The organism is Sphingomonas swuensis, from assembly GCF_039538045.1.
Lineage (GTDB): Bacteria > Pseudomonadota > Alphaproteobacteria > Sphingomonadales > Sphingomonadaceae > Sphingomicrobium > Sphingomicrobium swuense.
The window spans coordinates 2,386,655-2,411,958 of the sequence record NZ_BAABBQ010000001.1; the positions used below are offsets into that span (position 1 = coordinate 2,386,655).

Annotated in this window: 25 protein-coding genes; 5 read left to right on the forward strand and 20 right to left on the reverse strand. The window is 68.1% G+C overall.

The features are described 5' to 3' along the window. Positions 1-20: 20 nt before the first annotated feature. Positions 21-833, forward strand: coding sequence for an SMI1/KNR4 family protein (locus tag ABD727_RS11930; protein WP_344707602.1), 813 nt, complete (start codon positions 21-23; stop codon positions 831-833). Next, entirely contained in the window at positions 830-1,225 is a 396-nt protein-coding gene (locus tag ABD727_RS11935; protein WP_344707603.1) for a reverse transcriptase-like protein, read from the forward strand. Before ABD727_RS11930 ends, ABD727_RS11935 begins: the two co-directional genes overlap by 4 nt. Positions 1,226-1,234: 9 nt before the next feature. Here ABD727_RS11935 and arfB read toward each other — a convergent pair whose 3' ends face one another. Next, on the reverse strand, positions 1,235-1,645 hold the full coding sequence (gene arfB / locus ABD727_RS11940; RefSeq protein WP_344707604.1) for an alternative ribosome rescue aminoacyl-tRNA hydrolase ArfB: 411 nt from the start codon (positions 1,643-1,645) through the stop codon (positions 1,235-1,237). Further along, the gene (locus ABD727_RS11945) at positions 1,635-2,300 is read right to left on the reverse strand and encodes an RluA family pseudouridine synthase (protein WP_344707605.1); all 666 of its coding nucleotides are present in this window, start codon (positions 2,298-2,300) and stop codon (positions 1,635-1,637) included. Before ABD727_RS11945 ends, arfB begins: the two co-directional genes overlap by 11 nt. 392 nt (positions 2,301-2,692) lie before the next feature. On the opposite strand from ABD727_RS11945, the gene ctrA reads away from it, so the two are divergent. Next, positions 2,693-3,406, forward strand: a complete 714-nt coding sequence (gene ctrA, locus ABD727_RS11950) for a response regulator transcription factor CtrA (RefSeq protein WP_344707606.1) — start codon at positions 2,693-2,695, stop codon at positions 3,404-3,406. Beyond that, on the forward strand, positions 3,403-4,080 hold the full coding sequence (locus tag ABD727_RS11955) for a hypothetical protein (protein WP_344707607.1): 678 nt from the start codon (positions 3,403-3,405) through the stop codon (positions 4,078-4,080). Before ctrA ends, ABD727_RS11955 begins: the two co-directional genes overlap by 4 nt. 13 nt (positions 4,081-4,093) lie before the next feature. Here the strand turns inward: ABD727_RS11955 and ABD727_RS11960 are convergent, their stop codons facing one another. From ABD727_RS11960 to mdh, 12 genes are all read right to left on the reverse strand, one after another. After that, positions 4,094-4,885, reverse strand: coding sequence for an arginyltransferase (locus ABD727_RS11960; RefSeq protein ID WP_344707608.1), 792 nt, complete (start codon positions 4,883-4,885; stop codon positions 4,094-4,096). A 122-nt stretch (positions 4,886-5,007) separates the two neighbouring features. Continuing rightward, positions 5,008-6,042, reverse strand: a complete 1,035-nt coding sequence (locus tag ABD727_RS11965; RefSeq protein ID WP_344707609.1) for an LLM class flavin-dependent oxidoreductase — start codon at positions 6,040-6,042, stop codon at positions 5,008-5,010. Continuing rightward, positions 6,039-6,953, reverse strand: coding sequence for an ATP-grasp domain-containing protein (locus ABD727_RS11970; RefSeq protein WP_344707610.1), 915 nt, complete (start codon positions 6,951-6,953; stop codon positions 6,039-6,041). Before ABD727_RS11970 ends, ABD727_RS11965 begins: the two co-directional genes overlap by 4 nt. A 66-nt stretch (positions 6,954-7,019) precedes the next feature. Then, positions 7,020-7,394: a DUF423 domain-containing protein gene (locus ABD727_RS11975; protein ID WP_344707611.1), complete on the reverse strand. Its 375-nt coding sequence runs from the start codon at positions 7,392-7,394 to the stop codon at positions 7,020-7,022. After that, positions 7,391-8,815 (reverse strand): NAD-dependent succinate-semialdehyde dehydrogenase, encoded by a 1,425-nt coding sequence (locus ABD727_RS11980; RefSeq protein ID WP_344707612.1) that lies wholly within the window; start codon positions 8,813-8,815, stop codon positions 7,391-7,393. Before ABD727_RS11980 ends, ABD727_RS11975 begins: the two co-directional genes overlap by 4 nt. 9 nt (positions 8,816-8,824) lie before the next feature. Continuing rightward, positions 8,825-9,505: a PepSY domain-containing protein gene (locus ABD727_RS11985; RefSeq protein ID WP_344707613.1), complete on the reverse strand. Its 681-nt coding sequence runs from the start codon at positions 9,503-9,505 to the stop codon at positions 8,825-8,827. Positions 9,506-9,572: 67 nt separating this feature from the next. Further along, complete coding sequence (lpdA, locus tag ABD727_RS11990) at positions 9,573-10,964, reverse strand: dihydrolipoyl dehydrogenase (RefSeq protein ID WP_344707614.1); 1,392 nt, start codon at positions 10,962-10,964, stop codon at positions 9,573-9,575. Positions 10,965-11,033: 69 nt separating this feature from the next. After that, complete coding sequence (gene odhB, locus ABD727_RS11995; protein WP_344707615.1) at positions 11,034-12,284, reverse strand: 2-oxoglutarate dehydrogenase complex dihydrolipoyllysine-residue succinyltransferase; 1,251 nt, start codon at positions 12,282-12,284, stop codon at positions 11,034-11,036. Positions 12,285-12,293: 9 nt separating this feature from the next. Continuing rightward, positions 12,294-15,119 (reverse strand): 2-oxoglutarate dehydrogenase E1 component, encoded by a 2,826-nt coding sequence (locus tag ABD727_RS12000; protein WP_344707616.1) that lies wholly within the window; start codon positions 15,117-15,119, stop codon positions 12,294-12,296. A gap of 88 nt (positions 15,120-15,207) precedes the next feature. After that, the gene (gene sucD / locus ABD727_RS12005) at positions 15,208-16,092 is read right to left on the reverse strand and encodes a succinate--CoA ligase subunit alpha (RefSeq protein ID WP_344707617.1); all 885 of its coding nucleotides are present in this window, start codon (positions 16,090-16,092) and stop codon (positions 15,208-15,210) included. Then, positions 16,089-16,598: a hypothetical protein gene (locus ABD727_RS12010; protein ID WP_344707618.1), complete on the reverse strand. Its 510-nt coding sequence runs from the start codon at positions 16,596-16,598 to the stop codon at positions 16,089-16,091. Before ABD727_RS12010 ends, sucD begins: the two co-directional genes overlap by 4 nt. Further along, positions 16,591-17,553 (reverse strand): malate dehydrogenase, encoded by a 963-nt coding sequence (gene mdh / locus ABD727_RS12015; RefSeq protein WP_344707619.1) that lies wholly within the window; start codon positions 17,551-17,553, stop codon positions 16,591-16,593. The genes ABD727_RS12010 and mdh overlap by 8 nt, the downstream gene beginning before the upstream one ends. Before the next feature lie 169 nt (positions 17,554-17,722). Between mdh and ABD727_RS12020 the strand changes: the two genes are divergently transcribed. Continuing rightward, the gene (locus ABD727_RS12020) at positions 17,723-18,103 is read left to right on the forward strand and encodes a hypothetical protein (protein ID WP_344707620.1); all 381 of its coding nucleotides are present in this window, start codon (positions 17,723-17,725) and stop codon (positions 18,101-18,103) included. Positions 18,104-18,160: 57 nt separating this feature from the next. Here ABD727_RS12020 and ABD727_RS12025 read toward each other — a convergent pair whose 3' ends face one another. The 6 genes from ABD727_RS12025 to ABD727_RS12050 all read right to left on the reverse strand — a co-directional run bounded on the left by ABD727_RS12025 (position 18,161) and on the right by ABD727_RS12050 (position 25,303). Continuing rightward, entirely contained in the window at positions 18,161-19,522 is a 1,362-nt protein-coding gene (locus ABD727_RS12025; protein WP_344707621.1) for a M20/M25/M40 family metallo-hydrolase, read from the reverse strand. Between the two features lie 67 nt (positions 19,523-19,589). After that, complete coding sequence (locus tag ABD727_RS12030) at positions 19,590-20,783, reverse strand: hypothetical protein (protein WP_344707622.1); 1,194 nt, start codon at positions 20,781-20,783, stop codon at positions 19,590-19,592. 155 nt (positions 20,784-20,938) lie between these two features. Continuing rightward, positions 20,939-22,720 (reverse strand): methyl-accepting chemotaxis protein, encoded by a 1,782-nt coding sequence (locus ABD727_RS12035; RefSeq protein WP_344707623.1) that lies wholly within the window; start codon positions 22,718-22,720, stop codon positions 20,939-20,941. A gap of 33 nt (positions 22,721-22,753) precedes the next feature. Next, entirely contained in the window at positions 22,754-23,899 is a 1,146-nt protein-coding gene (gene zapE, locus ABD727_RS12040; protein ID WP_344707624.1) for a cell division protein ZapE, read from the reverse strand. Beyond that, entirely contained in the window at positions 23,896-24,366 is a 471-nt protein-coding gene (locus tag ABD727_RS12045) for a PaaI family thioesterase (protein ID WP_344707625.1), read from the reverse strand. Before ABD727_RS12045 ends, zapE begins: the two co-directional genes overlap by 4 nt. Before the next feature lie 151 nt (positions 24,367-24,517). After that, positions 24,518-25,303 (reverse strand): succinate dehydrogenase iron-sulfur subunit, encoded by a 786-nt coding sequence (locus tag ABD727_RS12050; protein ID WP_344707626.1) that lies wholly within the window; start codon positions 25,301-25,303, stop codon positions 24,518-24,520. Position 25,304: the final 1 nt, after the last annotated feature.

The following is a 25,304-nucleotide window of genomic DNA, read 5'->3' on the forward strand; positions in this document are numbered from 1 at the left end:
GCCTTCTACGCACCGGAATCATGGATCCGCATCGCCGCCTCCTCATCCTTGGCGCAGTCCTCGCCGGTGGCGCGCTGCTGACCGGCGTGATGCCGGCCGCTTGTGCGCGCCTGACCCGGCCGGCGCAGTCCGCCGCTCGTCCGACCCGCCCATCCGGTGAGCCGAAGCCGATGCTCGACGAGGACATTGCGCCCGTTCTCGCCCGGCTGGATGCCTGGTTCGCGGCAAACCTTCGTGATCGCCGCTACGCCTTCAATCCCCCGGCCAGCGAGGCCGCGATCGACCGCTTCCAGCGCCGGATTGGCCGCCCACTCCCCCGCTCCTGGCGACAACTCTACCGCTGGCACGATGGCGAGAATGACGATCGCTGGGGGCACTTCTACGGGCTGCCGCTGCTCTCGCTGGGTCAGGCAGAGGCCGAGTGGATCGTCTGGGGGAAGGTGCTCGCCGAACTCGGCGACGATCCCTATGTCGTGCGCGGCGCGAGCTGGCCGGCCGGCGCGATCGACCCCGCCTACGGCAATCCCGGCTGGATCCCGCTGACCGCCGACGGCTCGGGCAATCACATCGGAATCGACCTCGCTCCTTGGCCTGGCGGCCGAGTCGGACAGGTGATCCTGTTCGGCCGCGACGAGGATGTGAAGGTCGTGCTCGCCCCCTCGCTCGGCCGCTTCCTCGGCTGGATCGCCGACCTGCTCGAAGGCGGCAACGTTCGCCTCGGCAAGGACCCGGGCGAGACGATCCTCCGCGAGTTCCGCCTCAAGTCTCCCGCGGTCGATCACTTTCACGAAGGCGCCCGCCGCCTGCTTGGCGCTCCGGGCCAGTTCCTGTGACGGGAGGACCAAAACCGCTCAAGGTCTACTTCGACGGCGGGTGCCGGCCAAACCCCGGGCCGATCGAGGTCGCGGTGGTCGCGCGGGGTGAAATCCACTTCTTCGACAATCTCGGCCAAGCCAGCAGCAGCGACGCCGAATGGCTCGCGCTGTGCTGCGCGCTCGAAGTCGCGCAGGCGCTCGGCGCTTCCTCCTTCGATCTCCTTGGCGACAGCCGGAGCATCATCGACCAGGCCGGCGACCAAGTCAGGACCGCGCCGTCGTGCGTCGATCATCGTCGGCGCTTCGACAGCGGCGTGGCCGCCGGACCACCCCGCCGCCTGCGCTGGATCCCGCGTAACCAGAACCTCGCCGGGATCGCGCTCGAACGGCGACGGGCGGGTCGCCGCTAGGCCTCCGGCTCAGTCGAGCGAGACCCGGCCCCGCATCGCCTTCACTGCGCCACGACCCTTTTTCGAATCGACCCGCTTGGCCTTGGCCGACCGGCTCGGCTTGGTCGGGCGGCGCTTGGCGTCGCGCTGGAACGCGGCGGCGATCAGCGCCCGCATCCGGTCGCGCGCTTCCTCGCGATTGGCCTCGCGGGTCCGGTGCGTGCGGGCGGTGACGATCAGCTCGCCTCCCTGGGTCAGCTTCGACCCGGCCAGCACCTTGAGCTTCTCATAGGCGTACAAAGGCAGCCCGAGCGCGAAGACGTTGCAGCGCAGCTGGCAGGCGGTCGCGACCTTGTTGACGTTCTGCCCGCCCGGCCCCGTGCTCGCGAGGAAGGTCTCGCTCAGCGCCTCTTCGGGAAGGTTGACCTCTTCAGGGCGCATCGGCCGCGGCCAGCGACGCCCACTCTCCCCAATGCTCCGGAAGCGGGGCGGTGACGTCGATCGGCGGCTTGCTCCCGCGCGGCACGATCAGCCGGCTTGCGTGGAGCAGCATCGGACCGCCCGGAACGCCATAGACCCGGTCGCCGAAGATCCCCGCGCCGAGCCCCTCGCGCGCATGGACTCGGATCTGGTGCGTCCGTCCGGTCAGCGGCCGGAATTCGACCAGGGTCCTGCCCTCGCGCGAGCCGATCCGCTTCCACGCGGTCCGCGCCGGCTTGCCGCCCGGATCGCCGATCATCCGCCAGCCCGCCTCGGCCGAGCTCTTCTTGCCCAGCGGGAGGTCAATCAGCCCTTCCTCCTCGGCGATCTCGCCCGCGACGAGCGCCAGATAGACTTTCTGCACCGAACCGGATTCAAAAGCCTGCTGATATTTGGCCCGGGCACTCGGATGGCGCGCGAACAGGAGGCATCCCGACGTGTCCTGGTCGAGCCGGTGCATCGGTGTCGGCAACCGCTTGAAGCCGCAGCGCAGCTCGTCCAGCCGCTGCTCGATGCTGTCGCCGCCGCGCTTGGGCGTGTCGACGGGAAGACCCGCCGGCTTGTCGAGGACCAGCGCCTCTCCATCGGCGAACAGCAGGAGGTCGGACAGGATCATGGCTTTCGCGAGACCATAGGGACGGTCGAAAGACAAGCGCGCGTGCCTTCGGAAAAGTGCCCCGGCGACGGCCAGGCCTTGAACAATAGGATTTCGCCTGCTTGCCTCGGCGCGTGGACAGCCGCCCTCCCTCGACCACCGGTGCCGCGCCGGCTGCGGCCCTTCTCCCGAGCCGATCCGGCAGGGTGACACCGGGTGACAACCCCCGCTTTACGACAGCCCTGCTGATCGCGGCCCTGTGGAAAACTGTGACAGCGCGGCAACGATATCGGCGGAAACCAGCCGTTTAGGGCATGTTAACCTTTTCAGGCGACACCCCGAATGGTTAATGCACACTTCAGGGCCGTTAAGCGGGCGTAACGCTTGGCTTGGGTCCTAGAGGGGGAAATCTGATGCGCGTTCTGCTGATCGAGGATGAGCCGACCACCGCCAAGTCGATCGAGCTGATGCTCGGCACGGAGGGCTTCAACGTCTACACGACGGATCTCGGCGAAGAGGGCTTGGACCTCGGCAAGCTGTACGATTACGACATCATCCTCCTCGACCTGAACCTTCCCGACATGCACGGCTATGACGTGCTGAAGAAGCTTCGCACCGCCAAGGTCGCGACCCCGGTCCTCATCCTGTCCGGCATCGGCGAGATGGATTCGAAGGTTCGGGCCCTGGGCTTCGGCGCCGACGACTATGTCACCAAGCCGTTCCACCGGGACGAGCTGGTCGCCCGCATCCACGCCATCGTCCGCCGCTCGAAGGGTCACAGCCAGTCGGTCATCCGCACCGGCAAGCTGGCGGTCAATCTCGACGCCAAGACGGTCGAGGTCGACGGTGCCCGCGTGCACCTCACCGGCAAGGAATATGCGATGCTGGAGCTCCTGTCGCTCCGCAAGGGCACCACGCTCACCAAGGAGATGTTCCTCAATCATCTCTACGGCGGGATGGACGAGCCCGAGCTCAAGATCATCGACGTCTTCATCTGCAAGCTGCGCAAGAAATTGAGCCTCGCCTGCGGCGGCGACAATTACATCGAGACGGTGTGGGGACGTGGCTACGTGCTGCGCGACGCGTCCGAAGCCGAAGTCGAGGTTCCCGAGGCGGCGGTCGCTTGAACCGCCCGGCGCGGCGACGCCGCGGCTTCGGCTGGCCCGGTCGGGTCGCCGTCGCCGCCGTGCTGATCCTCGCCTCGCCGCTGCTCGCGCCGCGGCTGCTCGCCTTCCCCCATTCGACCACCGTCGGTCAGCACCATGTCTATTCGGACATGCCGATCACGCCGGCCGTCCGGCGGATCGTCGGCGCTGCTGACGATAAGGTGCGTGCCAGCCCGCTCGGCGACGCCCGCCCGCTCGACCAGGATGTCGTGCTCACCGACGGCGGCTGGCGCTGGCGCTGGCTTGCGATCTCCGCGTCCGACGCCTTCGCGCTGAGCCGACCGCTCGGCGAACCGGTGATCGTCAACCATTCCGATCCGTCGCGCGACATCATGACCAATGCCTATGGCGCGACCCGGAGGCTCACCGACGTCGTCGCCCACGAACTCACCCACGGCGCGATCCGCGCGCGCTTCGGGATCGTCCGCGCGCAGTTGATGCCGGCCGAGCTGGTCGAGGGCTATTGCGACCATGTCGCCGGAAGCAGCACGCTCAGCGACGCCCAGGCGAAGGCGCTGATCGCCAGCGGCCAGACCCGTCCGGCGCTCCTCTACTGGACCGGCCGCAAGAAGGTGGAAGCCGCACTCGAAGCCAATGGCAACGATGTCGACCGCCTGTTTGAGGAGTGGCGCTGACCGCGCCGGATGCTCAGACCTTGAGCAGCCCGCGGCCGCGCAGCACGCGCTCGGTCCGGCCGCCGCTGGTCATCGGCTCGAACCGCTTCCAGCCGTCGCGGCCGAGCCTTTCGATCGGCCGGAACATGGCCTTGTACGCCATCCGCTCCGACCCCTCGACCCAATAGCCGAGATAGACGTAGGGCAGCCCGGCCCGGGCGGCACGCTGGATGTGGTCGAGGATGATGAACGTCCCCAGCCCCTTCCGATGCTCGAGGCTCGGATCGTAGAAGCTGTAGATCATGCTGAGCCCGTCGCTCTGCTGATCGCTGAGGCAGGCTCCGATCAGCTTGCCCGGCCGACCGTCGACCGACGGCTCGCGATATTCGACGACATAGGTGCGGACCGGGGTCTGCTCGACCATGTCGGCGAAGTCGTTCTCGTCCATCTCGGCCATTCCGCCACCGGGATGACGGACGGCGAGGTAGCGACGGAGAAGGTCGAACTGCTCCTCGGTCGTCCACGGCTTGCACGCCGTCACCTCGATGTCCTGGTTGCGGCGGATGAGCTTGCGCTGGGTCGCGGTCGGCTCAAACTCGTTGGCGGCAACCCGCACCGAGACGCAAGCCTGGCAGTCGATGCAGCTCGGCCGGTAGGCGACCGACTGCGAGCGGCGGAAACCGATCCGACCGAGCGCCTCGTTCAGTTCACCGGCATGGTGGCCCGACAATTCGGTGAACACCTTCCGCTCGATCTTGCCCGGCAGGTACGGGCAGGCCGACGGCGACGTCACGAAGAATTTCGGAAAGCGGAACGGAGCGCTCAAGCGGGGCCTTCGTGTTCGAAATGGTTACGAAAGTGTTTATGCGCTCCACCAACGCACCTGAAAAGGGGCCGCTCCCGCACAAAGATGGTTAAGGACAAAGACTGTACCGCTTCGGGTCAGCGCTACAGTCGTCCGGCTCGCATCGGCGCCATCACCTGCTCGGCAAAGCGGTCCATTTCCTCGGCCTGCGGGCTCATCTGCAGCAGCAGCAGGTCAAGCCCGATGGCTTCATATTCCCGGATCCGTGTCGCGACTTGTTCGGGCGTTCCGACGAGGTTGGGCCGCAATCCTCGGTTGGATACGCTATACTCCTGCAGCTTGAGCGTGCGCTCGAGCTCGGTGCCGGACAGCCATTGGTCGAAATTGGCGAAGCCGGGCGGCGGGGTCGCGGGCATGGCGGTGATCCGCGCCAGTTCGGCTGCCGCCTCGGCCTCGGTGTCTCGGACGATGACATAGGCGGCCATGCCATACTGCATCGGCGGCCCGCCCGCCTCCGAACGCCGCCGCGCCATGTCGGCGATCTTGGGCGCGACCGCCTCGACGGGATCGCCGTGCATGACATAGGCGTCGCACTGGCGGGCGATCAGCGTCTTGGCCGCGTCGCTCTCGCCGCCGGCATAGACGGTGGGTCGCTTCGCCGGCTTGGGCGAGACGATCGCGTCGGTCACCCGGTAGCGCTCGCCGGCGAAACTGAAGCGCTTCTCCGTCCACAGCCCGTCGACCACGCTCAGCCATTCGGCGGTACGGGCATAGCGATCGTCATGCTGGTCGAAAGTCAGGCCATATTGCTCGGCCTCCTCCTTCCACCAGCTCGAGACCACGTTCAGCGCGAGCCGCCCGCCACTGATCCGGTCGATGTTGGCGGCCTGCTTGGCGAACAGCGCGGGATGGTGGAAGTTGGGACGCACCGCGACCATCAGCTCGAGACTGCGGGTGATCGCGGCCAGCGCGGCGGCCGTGCTCCAGGCGTCGAGGGCGGGCTCTGTGACGCCCTTGATGTCGTTGAGGAACAGCTCGGCGATGAGCGTCAGGTCCCAGCCCTTCTCCTCCGATCGGAGGGTGAGGTCGCGCACCGCTTCCCAGCTCGCCGCCGGGCCCTCGTCGGGATCGTTGCGCAGCCAGCCGCCGAACACCGGCATCCAGTATCCGAACCTCATGCCTGCGCCTCCGCGATCCTGTCCTTGAGCCATGCGACCAGTCGGTCATGCGGGTCCCAGCCAAGCACCTCGGTCGGACGCGCCACGAAGTTGGACAGGGCGTTGATGTCATAGAATTTGGCCGTGCCGTCGCGCTCGTCGACCATCACCTCGACCCCGCCGACATCCATCCCCATTGCGTTGGCCACCCGCTCGGCACCCGCGACGATCTCGGCCGGCGGTTCGAAGGCGGTCATGGCGATCGGCGTGCCCCGATCGTCGTCGCAGGCGTCGGCGGGGCAGAGGTCGAACTGGCCGGCGCCGTCGACCTTGATCGCGTAAAGGAAGCGGCCGCCGAGCGTCTCGATCCGCCAGATGACGCCATCCCTGGCGGGGATCGCCTCCTGGACGAGAAGGACCCGATCGACCGAGTTCGGCGCCTCACCCGCGGCGACCACGGCGGCAAGTTCGGCCTCGCTGTCGAAGCGCATGATCCCCGCACCGGAGCCGCCGACATTGGCCTTGACCAGCAAGGGGTAGCCGATCTCCTCGGCGGCTCGCGGCAGGTCGGCGGCGCGGTGCACAACGCGGGTGCGCGGAGTGGCCAGGCCAAGGCGCTGGAGCAGGCTCAGCTGCCGCGCCTTGTTGCTGTCGACCGCCATCACCTCGGGCCCATTGAGGATGGTCGCTCCCTGCCCGCGCCAGTGATCGAGCAACGCCATGCTGTAGTAGAGCGGATGCTCCGGTTCGCGCAGGAAGCTCGACATGGCGACGCGGTTGAAGATGACCGGCGCGGGCGGCGGCGATGCGGCGGGATCGAAGGCGTGGTCGCCGACCGGGATCCTCACATGATCGATGCCGTGGGCGTCGAGCGCGGCGAACAGCGGCTCGAACCACAGGGGATGCTCGTACAGGATGGCAAGCTCGGGCATTCGCTTCCTCATGGGGGGGAGTGCGTTCGCCCGAGCACGTGGGCGTGGCAGCGACGTAGGGGTGGCTCAGTCCTCCCGCAAGGCCCGCCAGGCGAGGAGCAGCCAGCCGGCGATCATCAACAGCCCGCCAAGCGGGGTGACCGCGCCCAGCATTCGCGGTGCGCCAAGCGCCATGAGGTAAAGCGTGGCGGCAAACAGCAGCGCCCCACCAGCCAGCATCCAGGCGGGCAGGCGAAAGGCCGCGCGATCGTTGAGCCCGATGGCGAACGCCGCCACGGCGTGGGGCAGCAGATAGTGGCCCGCGGTCTGCCACCAGCCGAGCTCCACCGGGCCGAGCCGGGCCTGCAGCGCGTGGGCGCCGAACGCCCCGAGCAGCACCGCCGACGCCGCCAGCAGCGCGCCGGCGGCGACCAGGCGCGCTCCGCCGCCCGCCTTGCTCACGCCTGGTGGATCGCCTTGGTCACCTGGTAGCTCGCCAGCCCTTCGACCCCGCCCTCGGAGCCCGAGCCGCTTTCCTTGACCCCGCCGAACGGCGCGTCGGCGACCGAGATGGCGAAGCTGTTGATGCCGACCATCCCGCTCTCGATCGCATCGCCGAGGCGATTGGCGCGGCGGCCGTTCTCGGTGAAGACGAAGGCGGCGAGCCCGAACGGCAGCCGGTTCGCCTCGTGCAGCGCCTCGTCCTCGGTTGCGAAGCTGCGCATCAGCGCGACCGGGCCGAACGGCTCGACATTCATCGCGTCGGCTTCGTTGGGGACATCGGCAAGGACGGTCGGCTGGAAGAAATAGCCGGCATCGCCCGGCTCGCCCCCGGCGAGGACGCGCGCCCCCTTGGCCCTGGCATCCTCGACGAGGCTGCTGATCGCCGGGAGCCGCCGCTGGTTGGCGAGCGGACCCATCCGGCTCGCGGCATCGAGCCCGTTGCCCATCGTCACGCCCGCGGTCCGCTCGGCGAAGCCCTTGGCGAAGGCGTCGTAGATGCCTTCCTGGACGTAGAAGCGGGTCGGCGACACGCACACCTGGCCCGCGTTCCTGAATTTCTGCGGGACCAGCATGTCGAGCGTCTTTTCGAGGTCGCAGTCGTCGAACACCAGCACCGGGGCATGCCCGCCAAGCTCCATGGTGATCCGCTTCATTCCGTCGGCGGCAAGCTTCATCAAATGCTTGCCCACCGCGGTCGAGCCGGTGAAGCTGATCTTGCGGATGACCTTGCTTCCGATGAGCTGGCGCGACACCGCGTCGGGAACGCCGTGGACCAGCTGGAACACGCCCTTGGGGATGCCCGCATCGTCGAGTGCCCGCGCCATCGCGCCGGTGCAGCCCGGAGTCTCCTCGGGCGGCTTTGAGATGACGGTGCAGCCCGCTGCAAGCGCCGCGGCGACCTTCTTGGCGAGCAGGTAGATCGGGAAATTCCACGGCGTGAAAGTCGCGGTCGGACCAACCGGCTGGGGAATGACAATCGAGCGCTGCCCGGTCGGACGGACCAGCACGCGCCCGCCTTGCCGCTTCGCCTCCTCGGCGAAATAGTCGAACATCTGAGCCGAGCCCATCACCTCGCCGATCGCCTCGACCAGCGGCTTGCCCTGCTCCTGCGTCAGCAGCCGACCGATCTGCTCGGCGCGCTCGCGCAGCAGGTCGGCGGCCTTGTGGAGGATCGCGCCGCGCTTCTCGACGTCCATCGCCCGCCACTCGGGCCAGGCGCGCTCGGCCGCGTGCACCGCCTCGTCGAGGTTGGCGGTGCTCGCCAGCCGGAGGTCGGCGATGGTCTCGCCCGTGGCCGGGTTGATGACGGGCGCGCTGTCGCCCTCGCCTGCCCGCCACGCGCCGTCGATGAAGAGCTTCAGCTCGGTCTCATATCCCATGCCGCCTATCTAGGAGCGGCGGCGCCTCGTGGAAAGCGGCAGCAGCACCAGCGCCAGCAGCACGGTCAGCAGGCTGAAGGCGGCAAAGCCGACCAGCAGCGGATGATGGGTGTCCTCGCGGCCGCGAAGATCCATGATGTGGAGGCCCCACATGAGATCGTAGATCCGCCACCAGCGCGTTCGGGTCGCGAGGATCCGTCCGCTTGCCGCCTCGACATAGAGGTGGGTGCCGTCGGCCATCCGCACCTGCCAGGCCTCGGTCTCGCGGCGAAGGTCGAGCGGGGGATCGTCGGCACTGGTCCGCGTCACGCCCGCGATCCCGCCCGTTCCGCGCCAGCGTGCCTGCACTTCGGCCGAGGCCTCGGCGGCCGACAGGGGCGGCACCAGCCGTCCGGTGGCGGGGTCGGCAAGCCGGGTCGGACCGCCCTGCACCTCGATCACCCAGCGCGGCCCCGCGACCCGCGGCTCGAGAGTCACCTTGGCCAGTGGCAGCCCGGCGATCTCGGAGGGAAGCAGCGCCGGCCCCGCCAGCCGAACCGGGGCGAGCGGCGCCAGCAACTCGGCCCCGCGCACCTCCTCGATCGGCTTCAGCACCATGACGAAGCCCGACAGCGTCCACAGCAGCAGCGGAACGCCGACCAGCCAGCCGAGCCAGAGATGCCAGCGGCGGAGGGTGCGGCGAAGATTCATGCGCCTGCTCCCCGGCGAAAGCCGGGGCCCAGTTCCTCAAGGCACCGGCGCAAAAGCCACTGCCGGCTCAGATGTGGATCGGCTTGCCCTGCACCGCCATCGCCGCTTCCTTGAAGGCTTCGGCATGGGTCGGGTGCGCGTGGCAAGTGTAGGCGATGTCCTCGCTGGTCGCGCCGAACTCCATCGCCTGCGCGGCCTGCGCAATCATCGTGCCCGCGAGGTTGTTGATCATCCACACGCCGAGCACGCGGTCGGTCTTGGCATCGGCGATGACCTTGACCAGGCCGTCGGGCTCGCCGTTGGTCTTGGCGCGACTGTTGGCCATCATCGGGAACTTGCCGACCTTGACCTCGCCCCCGGCACGCGCCTGCTCCTCGGTCAGGCCGACGCCCGCGATCTCGGGGGTGGTGTAAACCACCGACGGGATGATGTTGTGGTTCACGATGCCGGTCAGGCCCGCGATGTTCTCGGCCACCGCGATGCCCTCGTCCTCGGCCTTGTGGGCGAGCATCGGTCCCGGGATGACGTCGCCGATCGCCCAGATGCCGGGAACGGCGGTGCGGAAGCTGTGGTCGGTATCGACCTGGCCCTTGCCGTTGATCTGGAGCCCGGCCGCCTCGAGGTTGAGGCCGTCGGTATTGGGACGCCGCCCGATCGAGACGAGCACGTGGCTGGCCTCGATCGTCTCGGTCGCGCCGCCCTTGGCGGGTTCGACCGTGACGGTGACACTGTCGCCATTGCGGGCGACCCCGGTGACCTTGGTGCCGAGCTTGTAGGCGAAGCCCTGCTTCTTGAAGATCTTGTTCGATTCCTTGCGGATTTCCTCGTCCATGCCGGGCAGGATCTGGTCGAGATACTCGACCACGGTGACCTGCGCGCCGAGGCGCCGCCAGACGGAACCGAGCTCGAGCCCGATGACGCCGCCGCCGATCACGACGAGGTGGCTCGGCACTTCGGCAAGCTCGAGCGCGCCGGTCGAATCGACGATCCGTTCCTGGTCAACGGTCACGCCCGGAAGCGGGGTGACCGACGAGCCGGTTGCGATGACGATGTTCTTGGCGCGCACCGTCTGACCGCCGACTTCGACGCTGTCCTTGCCGGTGAAGGCGGCGCGACCCTTGAGCCAGGTCACCTTGTTCTTCTTGAACAGGAATTCGATGCCCTTGGTCAGGCCCTCGACCGCCTCGACCCGGCCCTTCTGCATGGTCGGAATGTCGATGTTGAACTGGCCGGTGATGCCCCACTTTGCCATGTGGCCATGCGCGGCTTCCTCGAACAGTTCGCTGGCGTGAAGCAGCGCCTTGGACGGAATGCAGCCGACGTTGAGACAGGTCCCCCCAAGCGTCTCGCGGCTCTCGGCGCAGGCGGTCTTGAGCCCCAGCTGCGCGGCGCGGATCGCGGCCACATAGCCGCCGGGGCCGGCGCCGATCACCAGAACGTCGTAGTCGTAGTCAGCCATGTCATCCTCGTCGGCCCGGCGACGGCCGGGACCCAGTGTATATAGGGGCTCCGTCGCCGGTGACGACGGTCAGAGATCGATCAGCAGGCGGGTCGGATCCTCGATCGCTTCCTTGATTCGGACCAGGAAGGTCACCGCCTCGCGCCCGTCCACCAGGCGGTGGTCGTAGGAGAGCGCCAGGTACATCATCGGCCGCGCGACGATCTGCCCGTCCTTGACCACCGGCCGTTCCTCGATCCGGTGGAGGCCGAGCACCGCCGACTGCGGCGGGTTGATGATCGGGGTCGACAGCAGCGAGCCGAACACGCCCCCGTTGGAAATCGTGAAGGTGCCGCCCTTCATGTCCTCGGCGGTCAGGGTCCCGGCCTTGGCCTTCTTGCCGAAGCCGGCGATCGCGCTCTCGATCTCGGCGAAGCTCATCTGGTCGGCGCTTCGCACCACCGGCACCACCAGCCCCTTGGGGGCCGACACCGCGACCGAGACGTCGAGGTAATTGTGGTAGACGATCTCGTCGCCCTCGATCCGGGCGTTGACCGACGGGACGTCGCGCGCGGCGAGCGCCACGGCCTTGGTGAAGAAGCCCATGAAGCCGAGGCGGATGCCGTGCTTCTTCTCGAACAGGTCCTTGTAGCGGGTCCGGGCGGCGATCACCTCGGCCATGTCGACGTCGTTGAAGGTGGTCAGCAGCGCCGCGGTGTTCTGCGCGTCCTTGAGCCGGGTCGCGATGGTCTGGCGAAGCCGGGTCATCCTGACCCGCTCCTCGCTTCGCTCGCCCTTCGGAGCCGCGGGAGCCGAGGCCTGCGCCGGCGCGCTCGGCGCGCTCGGCGCGGGCTGCGCTGCCGGAGCGTCCTTCGCCTTGGCAACATCCTCCTTGGTCAGTCGCCCGTCACGGCCCGAGCCGGTCAGCCCGGCCGGATCGACTCCGCTTTCCTGCACAGCGCGGCGAACCGACGGGCTGAGACGAAGCGCCTGCGCCTGCTCGTCGGTGACTTCCTGGCCGTGCGCGGCGGGAGCAGCCTCGGCCGCCGGAGCGGGCGCGGCTTCGGCCGGCTTGGCGGCCGGAGCGGCAGCAGCGGCGCCACTTCCTTCGCCGATGGTCGCGATCACCGCGCCGACGTTGACCGTGTCACCCTCGGCGACCAGCGCCTCGCCGAACACCCCCGCCACTGGCGAAGGCACGTCGACGCTGACCTTGTCGGTCTCGAGGCTGGCGACCGGCTCGTCCACCGCGACCGCGTCGCCCGGCTTCTTGAGCCACGCGCCCAGGGTCGCTTCGGTGATGCTCTCGCCCAGTGCCGGGACTTTGACTTCGATGCCCATGCTTCTCCCTTAAGCGTTCGCTTGGCCGGCGTTGCGGACGGTGTCGACCGCGACTTCGGCCGCCTCGTCCTTGGCGGCATTCGTGCCGAGCGCCTCGGCGATCAATGCGGTTTGTTCGGCGACGTGGCGCTTGGCAAGTCCGGTCGCCGGCGAGGCCGAGGCGGCGCGCCCGGCGTAGCTCGGACGGAAGCTCTTGCCCGCGGCCTTCAGGCACTCCTCGAGGAACGGCTCGACGAAGAACCAGCTGCCATTGTTGCGCGGCTCTTCCTGGCACCAGACGACCTCGGCGAGGTTCGTCATTGCCGCCAGTCGCTTGACCAGCGGCTCGGAGGGGAACGGGTAGAGCTGCTCGATCCGTAGCACCTCGACGTCCTGTGCCCCGGCCGCATCGCGCGCCTCCATCAGCTCATAGGCGATCTTGCCCGAGCAGAGCACCAGCCGGCGGGTTCCGCCCTCGGCCGGCGGGTTGAGGTCCGACAGGATCCGCTTGAAGTGCGATTCGCCGCTGAACTCGGCGACAGCCGACACCGCCTGCTTGTGCCGAAGCAGGCTCTTCGGGGTCATCACCACCAGCGGCTTGCGGAAGTCGCGCAGCAACTGCCGCCGGAGCAGGTGGAAGTAGTTGGCCGGCGTGGTCACGTTGGCGACCTGGATATTGTCCTCGGCGCACAGCTGCAGATAGCGCTCGAGCCGGGCCGAGCTATGCTCCGGCCCCTGCCCCTCGAACCCGTGCGGGAGAAGCAGGACCAGCCCGCTGGCGCGCAGCCACTTGGCCTCGCCGCTGGCGATGAACTGGTCGATGATGACCTGCGCGCCGTTGGCGAAGTCGCCGAACTGCGCTTCCCACAGAACCAGCGTGCGCGGGTCGGCGAGGCTGTAGCCATATTCGAAGCCGAGCACGCCGAATTCGGACAGCGGGCTGTCGCGGACCTCGAAGCGGCCACCCTCGACCGTGCTCAGCGGGACGAACTTGTCGCCGCTCTTCTGGTCGGTCCAGACCGCGTGGCGGTGGCTGAAGGTGCCGCGCCCACTGTCCTGGCCCGACAGGCGCACGTTGTGGCCCTCGGCGATCAGTGTCCCGAACGCCAGCGCCTCGGCGGTCGCCCAGTCGAACCCGGCGCCGCTCGCGAACATCGCCCGCTTGGCGTCGAGGATCCGGGCCAGCGTCTTGTGGATGGTGAGCGTGTCGGGAACGCTGGTCAGGATCTTGCCGACCGACGCGATCTCGTCCGCGGGGACGGCCGTCCCGGTGTTGCGGCGGCCCTCGACCGGCTCGGCGGGCTTGTTCAGCCCGGCCCAGCGACCCTCGAACCAGTCGGCCTTGTTGGGAAGATAGTTGGCGCCGGCCTCGAACTCGGTTTCGAGATGGGCGATGAATTCGGCGGTCTTGGCCTCGATCCAGCCCTGCTCGACCACGCCCTCGCCCACCAGTCGGTCGCCGTACAGCTTGCTCACCGGCGGATGCTGGCGGATCGCGTCGTACATCACCGGCTGAGTAAAGCTCGGCTCGTCGCCCTCGTTGTGGCCGAAGCGGCGGTAGCACCACATGTCGATGACGATGTCGCGGTTGAACTCCTGGCGGAACTCGGTCGCGAGCTTGCAGGCGAAGGTCACCGCCTCGGGATCGTCGCCGTTGACGTGCAGGATCGGCGCCTGGATGCCCTTGGCGACGTCGCTCGGATAGGGCGACGAACGCGCGAACTGCGGGCTGGTGGTGAAGCCGACCTGGTTGTTGATGACGAAGTGGATGCAGCCGCCGATGCCGTAGCCGGGAAGCCCCGAGAAGCTCAGGCACTCCCAGACGATGCCTTGGCCGGCGAAGGCCGCGTCGCCGTGGAGCAACACCGGAAGGACCTTGTCGCCCTCTTCGTCGCCCTTGATCACCTGGACCGCGCGCGCCTTGCCGAGCACGACCGGGTTGACCGCCTCGAGGTGTGATGGGTTGGCCTGGAGCGAGAGGTGTACCTTGGTCCCGTCGAACTCGCGGTCGCTCGAGGTCCCGAGGTGGTATTTGACGTCGCCCGACCCGCCGACATCCTTGGGATTGGCGCTTCCGCCCGCGAACTCGTTGAAGATCGCGCGGTAGGGCTTGCCCATGACGTTGACGAGGACGTTCAGGCGACCGCGATGGGCCATGCCGACGACGATCTCCTCGACCCCCGCCTGCCCGCCGTATTTGATCACCGCCTCGAGCGCCGGGATCATGCTCTCGCCGCCGTCGAGACCGAAGCGCTTGGTCCCGACATACTTCTTGGCGAGGAATTTCTCCCACTGCTCGCCCTGGATGACCTTCTCGAGGATCGCCTGCTTGCCCTCGGCGGTGAAGCTGGCGCCCTTGTCGCGGCCCTCGATCCGATCCTGCAGGAAGCGCCGCTCCCCGAGGTCGTTGATGTGCATATATTCGACGCCGACCTTGCCGCAGTAGTTGGCGCGCAGGATGGCGACGATCTCGCGGACGGTGGCCGTCTCGAGGCCGAGGGCACCGCCGATGAAGATCGGCCGGTCGAAGTCGGCGGCGGTGAAGCCGTGATATTCGGGCGCGAGGTCGGCCGGAAGCTCGCGCTTGGCGAGGCCGAGCGGGTCGAGGTCGGCGGCCAGGTGGCCGCGCACCCGGTAGGTGCGGATCAGCATCATCGCACGGACGCTGTCCTCGGCCGCGCGGCGCACCTCGGCTTCGGACGCACCCGAGGCGGTGGCCTTCTCCTTGGCCTTGCCCGCGACCTGCTCGAGGGTCGCCTCGGTCGGATCGAGACCGAGATTGACGGCGTCCAGCTCCGCCAGCGGCCAATTCGCCCGCTGCCAGCTCGGTCCTTGCTCGATCTCGTACGCGTCCATTCGTTCCTCGTCGCCCCGGCGGAGGCCGGGGACTCAGGCCATTATAGTGCCTCAACCCGCCGAGGTCCCGGCCAGCGCCGGGACGACGTTAGCGGTTCAGCAGTTCCTTCAGCGTCCGCCCAAGCTCAGATGGGCTCGGGGAGACGCGGATTCCAGCGGCTTCCATCGCAGCGATCTTGCTTTCCGCATCGCCCTTGCCGCCCGAGACGATCGCCCCGGCGTGGCCCATGCGGCGTCCCGGAGGCGCGGTCCGGCCGGCGATGAAGCCGACGGTCGGCTTCGAACGCCCGCGCTTGGCCTCGTCGGCGAGGAATTGCGCGGCTTCCTCTTCGGCGCTGCCGCCGATCTCGCCGATCATGATGATCGACTTGGTCTCGTCGTCGGCGAGGAACATCTCGAGCATGTCGATGAACTCGGTGCCCTTGACCGGATCGCCGCCGATGCCGACCGCGGTGGTCTGGCCGAGGCCCTCGTTCGAGGTCTGGAACACCGCTTCGTAGGTCAGCGTCCCCGAGCGCGAGACCACGCCGACGCTGCCCTTCTTGAAGATGTTGCCGGGCATGATCCCGATCTTGCACTCCTCGGGCGTCAGCACGCCAGGGCAGTTCGGGCCGATCAGCCGCGACTTGGAGCCGTCGAGCGCGCGCTTGACCTTGACCATGTCGAGCACCGGGATTCCCTCGGTGATGCAGACGATTAGCGGCACCTTGGCGTCGATGGCCTCGAGGATCGAATCGGCCGCGAAGGGCGGCGGCACGTAGATGACCGAAGCGTCGGCACCGGTCCTGGCGACGGCTTCCTCGACGGTGTCGAACACCGGCAGGCCGATGTGGGTCGTGCCGCCCTTGCCCGGGGTCACGCCGCCGACCATCTGGGTGCCGTAGGCCAGCGCCTGCTCGGTGTGGAAGGTGCCGGTCTCGCCGGTCATGCCCTGCGTGATGACCTTGGTGTTCCGGTTGACGAGAATGCTCATTTTTTCTCCGAAGCGGAATAGCCGACGATGATCCGGGCGGCCGGGGCCGCCTTCGTTCCCGTGGCTTCGAGAAGGGCGACGCGGTTGCCGCCGATGAACGCTGCGCCCTTGTCGCCGCCCGGCCCGGCCTTGAGGCCCGGCTGGATTGACTTGAGACGCTGCAGGAGCAGGCTGACGAGCTGCCGATATGCCGGCTCGCCCCCGACCCGCGACATGACGGTGCAGGCCGGCGACTTGCCGCCTGGAAGCACCATCAGCATGACGCCGGACTTGGCCTTGCTGTAGAAGCGGAGCGGGGTTTCGACCGGCTTGCCCTTGGCCTTGAACTCGCTTGCCTTCCAGCCCTTGGCGACAAGCGCCTGCTGATCGACCGAAGTTTCGCCGACCGCCGCCCAGCAGTCCGCCGCCGCCTCGACGATCTGCGCCGGCGGGTTCACCGACTGCGCCGATGCGCCGACCGGGACCAGCGCCAGCAGCGCCGCCGCAAGGGCGGCCTGCTTAGCCAAGGCTCGGATCGATCTGCTTGCAGGCGACCAGCAGTTCCCTCACCGCCTCGACGCTGACGTCGAGGTTGCGCTTCTGCTCGTCGTCGAGGCTGATCTCGATGACTTCCTCGGCACCGCCCGCGCCGATCACCACCGGGACGCCGACATACAGCCCGTCGAGGCCGTACTTGCCGTTCACCTCGACCGCGCACGGAAGGATTCGCTTCTGGTCGTTGAGATAGGCCTCGGCCATCGCGATCGCGCTGGTCGCCGGGGCGTAATAGGCCGAGCCGGTCTTGAGCAGCGCGACGATCTCGCCGCCGCCGCCGCGGGTCCGCTTGACGATCGCGTCGATCGCTTCCTTGCTCGAGCGGCCCATCTTGACGAGGTCGTCGACCGGGATCCCGCTGACCGTCGTGTAGCTGGTCACCGGGACCATAGTGTCGCCGTGGCCGCCGAGCACGAAGGCGTTGACGTCGCGCACGCTGACCTTGAACTCCTCGGCGAGGAAGGTCGCGAAGCGGGCCGAGTCCAGCACGCCGGCCATGCCGACCACCATGTGCGCCGGAAGGCCAGAGAATTCGCGCAGCGCCCAGACCATCGCGTCGAGCGGGTTGGTGATGCAGATGACGAAGGCGTTGGGCGCGTGCTGCTTGAGCCCCTCGCCGACCGCCTTCATGACCTTGAGGTTGATGCCCAGCAGGTCGTCGCGGCTCATGCCCGGCTTGCGCGGTACGCCGGCGGTGACGATCACCACGTCGGCGCCGGCAATGTCGGCATAGTCGTTGGTGCCGGTGATCTTCGCGTCGAAGCCCTCGACCGGGCCGCACTGGCTGAGGTCGAGCGCCTTGCCCTGCGGCATGCCCTCGGCGATGTCGAACAGGACGATGTCGCCCAGCTCCTTCTTCGCCGCGAGGTGGGCAAGGGTGCCGCCGATCATGCCGGCGCCGATGAGGGCGATCTTCTTGCGGGCCATGGGTCTCCGTCGGGTCTGGTGCGAGGGGCCGCCGGGACGGACGGCCGGTTCGGCTGCGCCTCTAGCCGGTGAGCGCCGAACGGGCAACCGCCACGGCGCTCCGTCCGTTGCACTTGTCGTGAATGGAGCCGTCACCGATGGTTCACCGGCAAGCTGTCAGGAAGTCATGATGAAAAACGCACTGATCCTCGCGGGCGCCGCGCTCGCCTTCGCCGCGACCCCGGCCGCCGCCAAGCCGCCCCACGCCAAACATGGCAAGCACCAGCAGCATTCGGGCTATGGCTATGCCCAGCCGGGCTGCCCGCCGGGCCTCGCCAAGAAGAACAACGGCTGCCTGCCACCGGGCCAGGCGAAGAAGCTCGCGATCGGACAGCGCTATGCGCAGAGCTACGGCTACGATCCCTACGCCTACAACCAGATCCCCTACGACGTGCGGCGCCAGTATGAGCTCGATCCGTACAACAACTATTATTACGACCAGGGCACGCTCTACGGGGTCGACCCCCGCACCCAGATCGTCGAGCAGATCATCCGCGCGCTGATCCGCTGATCGGAACGCCATCCCCGTCCGTGTATCGCATGGACGGGGATGCGAGGTCGGCGTGCGCTATCCCGCCACCCGCTTGAGCATCTCGCGCCAGATCGGGACCTGGCCGTGGAAGCCCTCGACCAGCACGCGTTCGTCGAGGCCATGGGCGTTGCCGGACTGGCCGACGATCCCCCACAGGCCTCCAAAGCCATAGACCGGTATCCCCGCCGCGCGCAGGAACGCCCCGTCGGTCGCGCCCGCTGACTGGCCGGGGATCACCGGCACACCGGGGAAGCGGGTCCGGACCGCCGCCTGATAGGCCGCGAGCACGTCGGGACGGATCGCGGTCGGGGCGGTCGCGGGCGTGCTCGAGCCGGGCACCAGCGACACCGTCACGTCCTCGCCCGCGAGCTGCTGGAGCTCGGCCGTGGTCGCCTTGATCGAGACGCCCGGGAAGATCCGGCAATTGACCGTCGCCTCGGCCTTCTGCGCCAGCGCATTGGGAGCATGGCCGCCGCTCAGCATGGTCGGCACGCAGCGGGTCCGGGTGCCACCCGGCGACATCGCCTCGATGAGGTCGGCCGTCTCGCGGTCGGTCGGGTCCTTGAGCCACTTGCTGACCAGTTCGCCGAAGGTGCCCTTATCCTCCGCGGCGACCTGCTCGGCCTCGCCGCGCACCGCCTCGTTGATCATCGGCTTGAAGCGGTGCCGCTCGAGCGCGGCGAGCGCGTTGGCCAGCGCGTAGATCGCATTGTCGGGCCGAGGCCGGCTGCTGTGCCCGCCGCGGTTGACCGCGCTGAAGGTGAAGTCGGCGTAGGTCTTCTCGGCGATCTGCATCGACCAGTCCTGCGGCCGCCCGTCGGCATAGACCGAGCCGCCGCCCGCATCGCCGTTCAGCGCATAGTCGGCGTCGATCAGCGAGCGCCATTCATTCGCCGCGCGCCGGGCTCCATTGCCGCTGGTTTCCTCGTCGCCGGTGAACAGCACCACGATGTCGCGGCTCGGCTCGAAGCCGCTCGCCTTCAGCCCCTGCAGCGCGAGCACGATGCCGACGAGCGCCGCCTTGTTGTCCGCCGATCCGCGCCCGAGGTAATATCCGCCGGCCTCGCGAAACTCGAACGGCGGGTTCTTCCAGTCGGACGCCTTGGCCTCGACCACGTCCATGTGCGCCATCAGCAGGATCGGCTTCTTTCCCGACGGGCGTGGACTTCTCCACCGCGCGATCAGCGTCTGCGTGCCGTCATGGTCCTTGACGATGCTGGTCATGCCCGCCCTGGCGAACTCGGCCCCGAGAAGGGTGGTCAGCCGCCGGAACTCGGCAGTGCGCCCGGCGACGGTCGGGATCTCGACCACCTTCTCGAACAGCGCGCGTTCGGCCGCCCGGTCGGGAATTGCCGCGGCAGGAGCCGCCGCAGCCAGCATCAAAGACGTGAGCAGCAAGCCTCTTCTCCCCCGAGCCGTGTCAGGGGAGGAAGGCTAGGCCGCACCGGCGCCCCGGCGCAAGCGATCAGCCGAACAGATACTTGCCCGTCTCGGGATTCTCGCGCCGCCACATGACATTGTCGAGGAAGTAGTGGTGGACGTTGATGAAGATCCAGAAGACGAACAGGAACAGCGTGCCGGTCGTCGCGATGCTGTCGTAGGGGACCAGCCCGTCGAGGATCGTCGGCATTCCCCAGAAACCGAGCCAGCCGACGATCGCCGCGACCACGAAGAAGAAAGCGAGATGCGGAAGCGGATTGCCCCCGAAGATCCGGCGCACGAGCGAGGTCTTCTTGTAGTCGGGATTGGTGAGCTGGTCGCGCTCGTAGTTGAGCTGGAAGCGGGTCACGACCACCAGATACTGGAGCGAGTGGAGCGCCGGGACCATCAGACCCCAGACTGGATTGACGGTCACGAACAGCAGCCAGGCGTAAAGGCTGACCCCGAAGGCGATGACCCCGTTCCACGGCAGGCTGCCCATCCGCCGCCACTCGGAAGCAAGCACCCATGCGGCGGCGAGCGCGGTCATCCCGGCCGCGGCGGTGGCGGCGGTGACCAGAGGGGTCGGGACCGCGAAGCTGTAATAGGCCAGCCCCCACAGCTCCCACCGCGACGCCGCCGCGTTGAGCCCGAGCCAGGAGGCGAACCAGGTCATGTAGCAATTGGCCAGGATGATCTTCTTGGCCGGATCCTTGAGGTACAATCGCTTCAGCGCGGCATCGACCATCAGCATGCCGTAGCCCTGCTTCACATAGTGCCAGCCGACCGCGAGCCCCATGACATTGGCGGCATAGCCGAGCATCCGGCTGTTGCTGGTCCCCGCGCCCCACAGGAAGAACAGCACCAGAGCGACCGGTGCGATCAGCCCGGCAAACAGGTAGCGGGCCTGCATCGCCCTGCCGAGCGCCGGGGTGAACGCCTTCTGCGCGAAGCCGCGGTAGAAGATCTGGTAGCTGGCGGCGAAATGCGGATGGTTGATGAAGTGCGCGACGAGCAGCATCGTCACCGCGACCCCCGCAACGTTGGCGCTGTCGCCAAGTGCGTAGACCAAGGGGAACAGCAGCAGCGAGCTCCCGCCGAGGCAGAGGAAGTCGATCACCGGACCGAACAGGTAACGCGGCTGCGGCACTGCCTTGGCGGCGACCGGCGGGACCGGGTCGGCCTTGGGCGAAGGGGCAGGCGCGTCGGCGACCGGTGCAGTCAGGGCATGCGAAGCCATGGTTGTTCCTTGAAAATGCCAGCGCACCTTGGGCCCGCCTCGCTAAAACAAGGTTAACGAGACTTGCGACGATCCCTCGCCTCGGCTGGACGAGGCCAATGGTGCGCGTAAGCGGCGGCGGCGCCGAGCTTTCCTACCGTTTCTAGCCCGCGGGATCAGGCTACGGCCGCGAGCCGTGCCCCCGGATGATAGCCGCGGCGCTCGACGGTGATCGGCTGGTCGACCGCGCGCCGCTCCCACTGGAAGCTGTCGGTGCGGACCACCAATTGCTGGGCGTCCGACAGGAGGTTGGCCGCCGCCGCGCTGGTCTGCTCGACCATCGCCGCATTCTGCTGGGTGGCGATGTCCATCTGCCGCATCGCCGAGCTGATCTCGGCCACCGCGCTCGCCTGGGCGCGAGCATTCTCGGTCAGGCTTCCGACCAGCCTCGTCACCGTGGTCACATCCTCGACGATCCCGGCAAACTGGACCTCGACCTCGCCGACGCTGCCGACCGCCTGGGCGATCCGTTCGGCGGTGGACGTCAGCTGCTCGCGCGCGTTGCGGGCCTCCTCCTCGGCCCGGGCGGCGAGCTGCGAGACGAGGTCGGCGACCACCGCGAAGCCCTTGCCCGCCTCGCCCGCGTGGCCCGCCTCGACCGCCGCGTTCATCGCCAGCACGCGGGTCTGGAAGGCGATCTTGTCGAGCGCCTCCATTACCCCGTCGACGCTCGCCGCCGCCTGCCGCACTTCCTCCATCGTGGTCGCGGCCGATTGCGCCTTGGCGCGTCCGAACTCGACCGCGGCACGGGCTCGCTCGGCCGATTCGGCGGTGCTCTGCGCGGCGTCGCGGGTCGAGGCGATCCGTCCGTCGACATCAGCCAGCGCCGCCGACGTCTGCTCGATCGCCGCGGCGTTGGACTGGGTCCGGTTGGCGAGGTCCGACGAGGCGTCGGCGATCTCGTTGGCCGCAAGCCGGATCGAGCCGGCGCTCATCACCACCTGCTGGATGGTGTCGCGAAGCGAGTTGATCGCATTGTTGAGGTTCAGCCCGACAATCCGATAGTCGCCTTCGAACTCGGTCTCGAGCACACGGCGCAGGTCGCCCTCGGACACCCGGGTCAGGATCGCGCCGAGCATGTCGACCAACTCGCGGTTACGGGCGGCGTCGCGCCGTTCCACCTCCTGCCGCTCGGCCGAGGCGCGGACGAAGTGGTCGAAGGCGCCGGCCAGGGCCCCGAGTTCGTCGCCCCGGCCGAGCTGCGGGACCGCGGCATCACGCCCGTCGGCCAGCCCGCGGGCGGCCTCGGTGAGCTCTCCAAGCGGAGAGACGACCTTGCGCTGCAGGAGCAGCGCCGCGGCGACCACGCCGCCGAACAAGACCAGGCCGAGCAGGATCAGCATGGCCGCGGTGAGGCTGGTGGCGTCCTGGGCGTCGCTCTCGCTGACGGTCTTGAAGTTCCGGGTGGTGGCAAGCACGCTGCCGAGCGTCCGCACCTGTGCCGTATAGCGCGCGAAGAGCGCATCCAGCGTCGGATTGTAGCGCGAGCGATCACCGCTCCTGAGGGTCGGGATCGCGATCTCGTCGACCGTCTTCCAGAAGGCGTCGGCTTCGCGGATCGCGACGGCCAGCTGCGCCTTGACCTCCGGGTCGATGTCCGCGCCAGCCCAGTGGCGCTTGCGCTCCTCGTAGGTCTTGCGCAGCGCCTGCAGCCGCTTGATCGATTCGCCCCTCTTCCCCTCGTGGGCAAGACCCTCCATCGCCACCGCATAGGGTTCGACGATGAAGATCGGCGGCGGCAGGATATCCGCCTCCAGTTCGGCCGCGCGGGCAATGCCGAGTTGATAGTCGCCGCCGATCCTGATGGTGTTGATCCCGATGGTGAAGACCACCGCACTCAGCAGCATCATCCCGAGCAGGGCTGCGGAGGCAATCTTGACGAGACGGCTGATCGACATGGGGCGGGCCTTCGCTGGAGCGGTGCCCTCCCCTTATAGGCGGCCCGGCGGCGGCGCCGGGCCTCTCTCCCCAATCTCCGCCACGCCGTGGCCCGAGGCGAGATAGTCGGCGCTCCGCATCTCCTCGAGCCGGCTCACCGTCCGCTGGAACTCGAACGCACCCGTCCCCGCCGGATAGAGACCGGCCGGTTCGGCGTCGGCCGCCGCCAGCAACTTGACGTTATGCTCGTAGAGCGCGTCGATCAGCGTCACGAATCGCGCCGCCTCGTTGCGCTTGTCCGGACCCATCACCGGGATTCCGACGATGATGACGGTGTGGAAGCGCTGCGCGATGGCGAGATAGTCCGCCGCGCCCCGCGCCTCGCCGCACAGTCGCTTGAACGAGAAGACCGCCACGCCCTTGAGGCTCTTGGGCACGTGCAGCGAGCGGCCACCACCCACTGCCAGTTCCTCGCTCGGGACCTTCGCGCGGTCCTCGACGACGGTGTCGGTCAGCTTGAAGAAGGCCTCGCTCAACGCCGCCGTCGCAGCCGGTCCGTTGGGGACGTGCCAGGTCGCGACCCCCTGCAATCGCTGCAGCCGATAGTCGGTCGGCCCGTCGAGCGGAAGGACGGTGAGCCGCTCCTCGATCAGCGCGATGAAGGGCAGGAACAGCTCGCGGTTGAGCCCGTCCTTGTAGAGGTCCGTGGGCGGCCGGTTCGAGGTCGTGACCACCGCCACCCCTTCCTCCAGCAGATGGGTGAAGAGCCGCGACAGGATCATCGCGTCGGCGGGATTGTTGACCACCATCTCGTCGAAGCAGAGCAGCGTCGCGCCTTCCGCGATCGCTTCGGCGACCGCCGGGATCGGATCGCCATGACCCTTGGCCCGCTCGGCCCGAAGCCGCTCATGGACCTCGATCATGAAGGCGTGGAAATGGACTCGGCGCTTGGGGCTGACCGCGATCTCGTCGAAGGCGAGATCCATCAGCATCGACTTGCCGCGCCCGACCCCACCCCACAAATAGACTCCGCAGATGTCGCGCTTGCGGCTCAGCAGCCGGGCAAGGAATCCGCGCCGGAGTGCCAGCTCCTCGCCAAGCCGGTCGAGCTCCCCCGCCGCCCTTGCCTGGTCGGGGTCGGGCCGCAGTTCACCGGCGGCGAGCAGCGCGGCATAGGCCGCGGCGACGGGGCCGCTCACGTGGTCTCGCGAAGCTTCTTCAGCGTGCCCGAGAAGCTGTAGCAGGCGGCGCCGTCCTGCTTCACCACGCCCTGCAGGAACGCCAGGCTGCGGGTCTGGCGGACGAGCTCGACATGGGCGTCCAACGGCTTGCCCGCCTCTCCCCGGCCCATGAACTTGGTGGTGAGGTCGAGCGTCACATAATGGGCCCGCTTCATCCCCGCGCAGCGTCCGCCGCCGAACAGCGCCATGTCGATGAAGCTCATCACCATTCCGCCGTGCAGGGACCCGCCGAGGTTGAGGTGGCGTGCTTCCGGGAACATCCGCACCACCGCCCGGCCGGGGCCGTCGGGACGGAAGATCATCTTGCCGGTCTGCGCCGCGAAGCTGTCGGGATCGAGCTCGACCCAGCTGTACCAGCCCGGATGGTCGGGATCTTCGCGCGCACCCGACGGGCGGGTGTCAGCATCTTCCTGCGGTGCGTCCATCGCCTGCTCTTAGGAACCTCCCCGTTGCGCAGCAATGGGGAGGGAGACCGCTGCCGGAAGCAGCGATGGAGGGGCCAGTCGCGACGGTCCCTCCGTCGGCCCGTCGCGCTGGCACCTCCCCATCGCTTCGCGACAGGAGGAAGGGCTCGGACTAGGCCGCGCGCTCGGCGATCAGCTTCTTGGTCTCGGCGATCGCCTTGGCCGGGTTCAGCCCCTTCGGGCACACGTTCGCGCAATTCATGATCGTGTGGCAGCGATAGAGGCGGAACGGATCCTCGAGCTGGTCGAGCCGCTCGCCGGTCATCTCGTCGCGGCTGTCGGCCAGCCAGCGATAGGCCTGGAGCAGGATCGCCGGGCCGAGGAAGCGGTCGCCGTTCCACCAGTAGCTCGGGCAGCTGGTCGAGCAGCAGAAGCACAGGATGCACTCGTACAGCCCGTTCAGATGCTCGCGGTCCTCGGGGCTCTGCAGCCGCTCCTTGCCGCTCGGGCTCGGCGAGGCGCTCTTCAGCCAAGGTTCGATCGAGGCATATTGCGCGTAGAGGTGGCTGAAGTCGGGAACGAGGTCCTTGATGACGTCGCAGTGCGGAAGCGGGGTGATCCGGACGTCGCCCTTCACATCCTCGATCGCGGTGGTGCAGGCGAGGCCGTTGCGACCGTCCATGTTCATCGAGCACGACCCGCAGATGCCCTCGCGGCACGAGCGCCGGAAGGTCAGCGTCGGGTCCATCTCGTTCTTGATCTTGATCAGCGCGTCGAGGACCATCGGGCCGCACTCGTCGAGGTTCACCTCGTAGGTGTCGAAGCGCGGGTTCTCGCCGCCTTCCGGATCGTAGCGATAGACCTTGAACGACTTGACCCGGTTGGCCCCGGCTTCCGCCTTGTAGGTCCGCGGCTTGCCGGTGATCCTGCTGTTCTTCGGAAGGGCGAATTCGGCCATT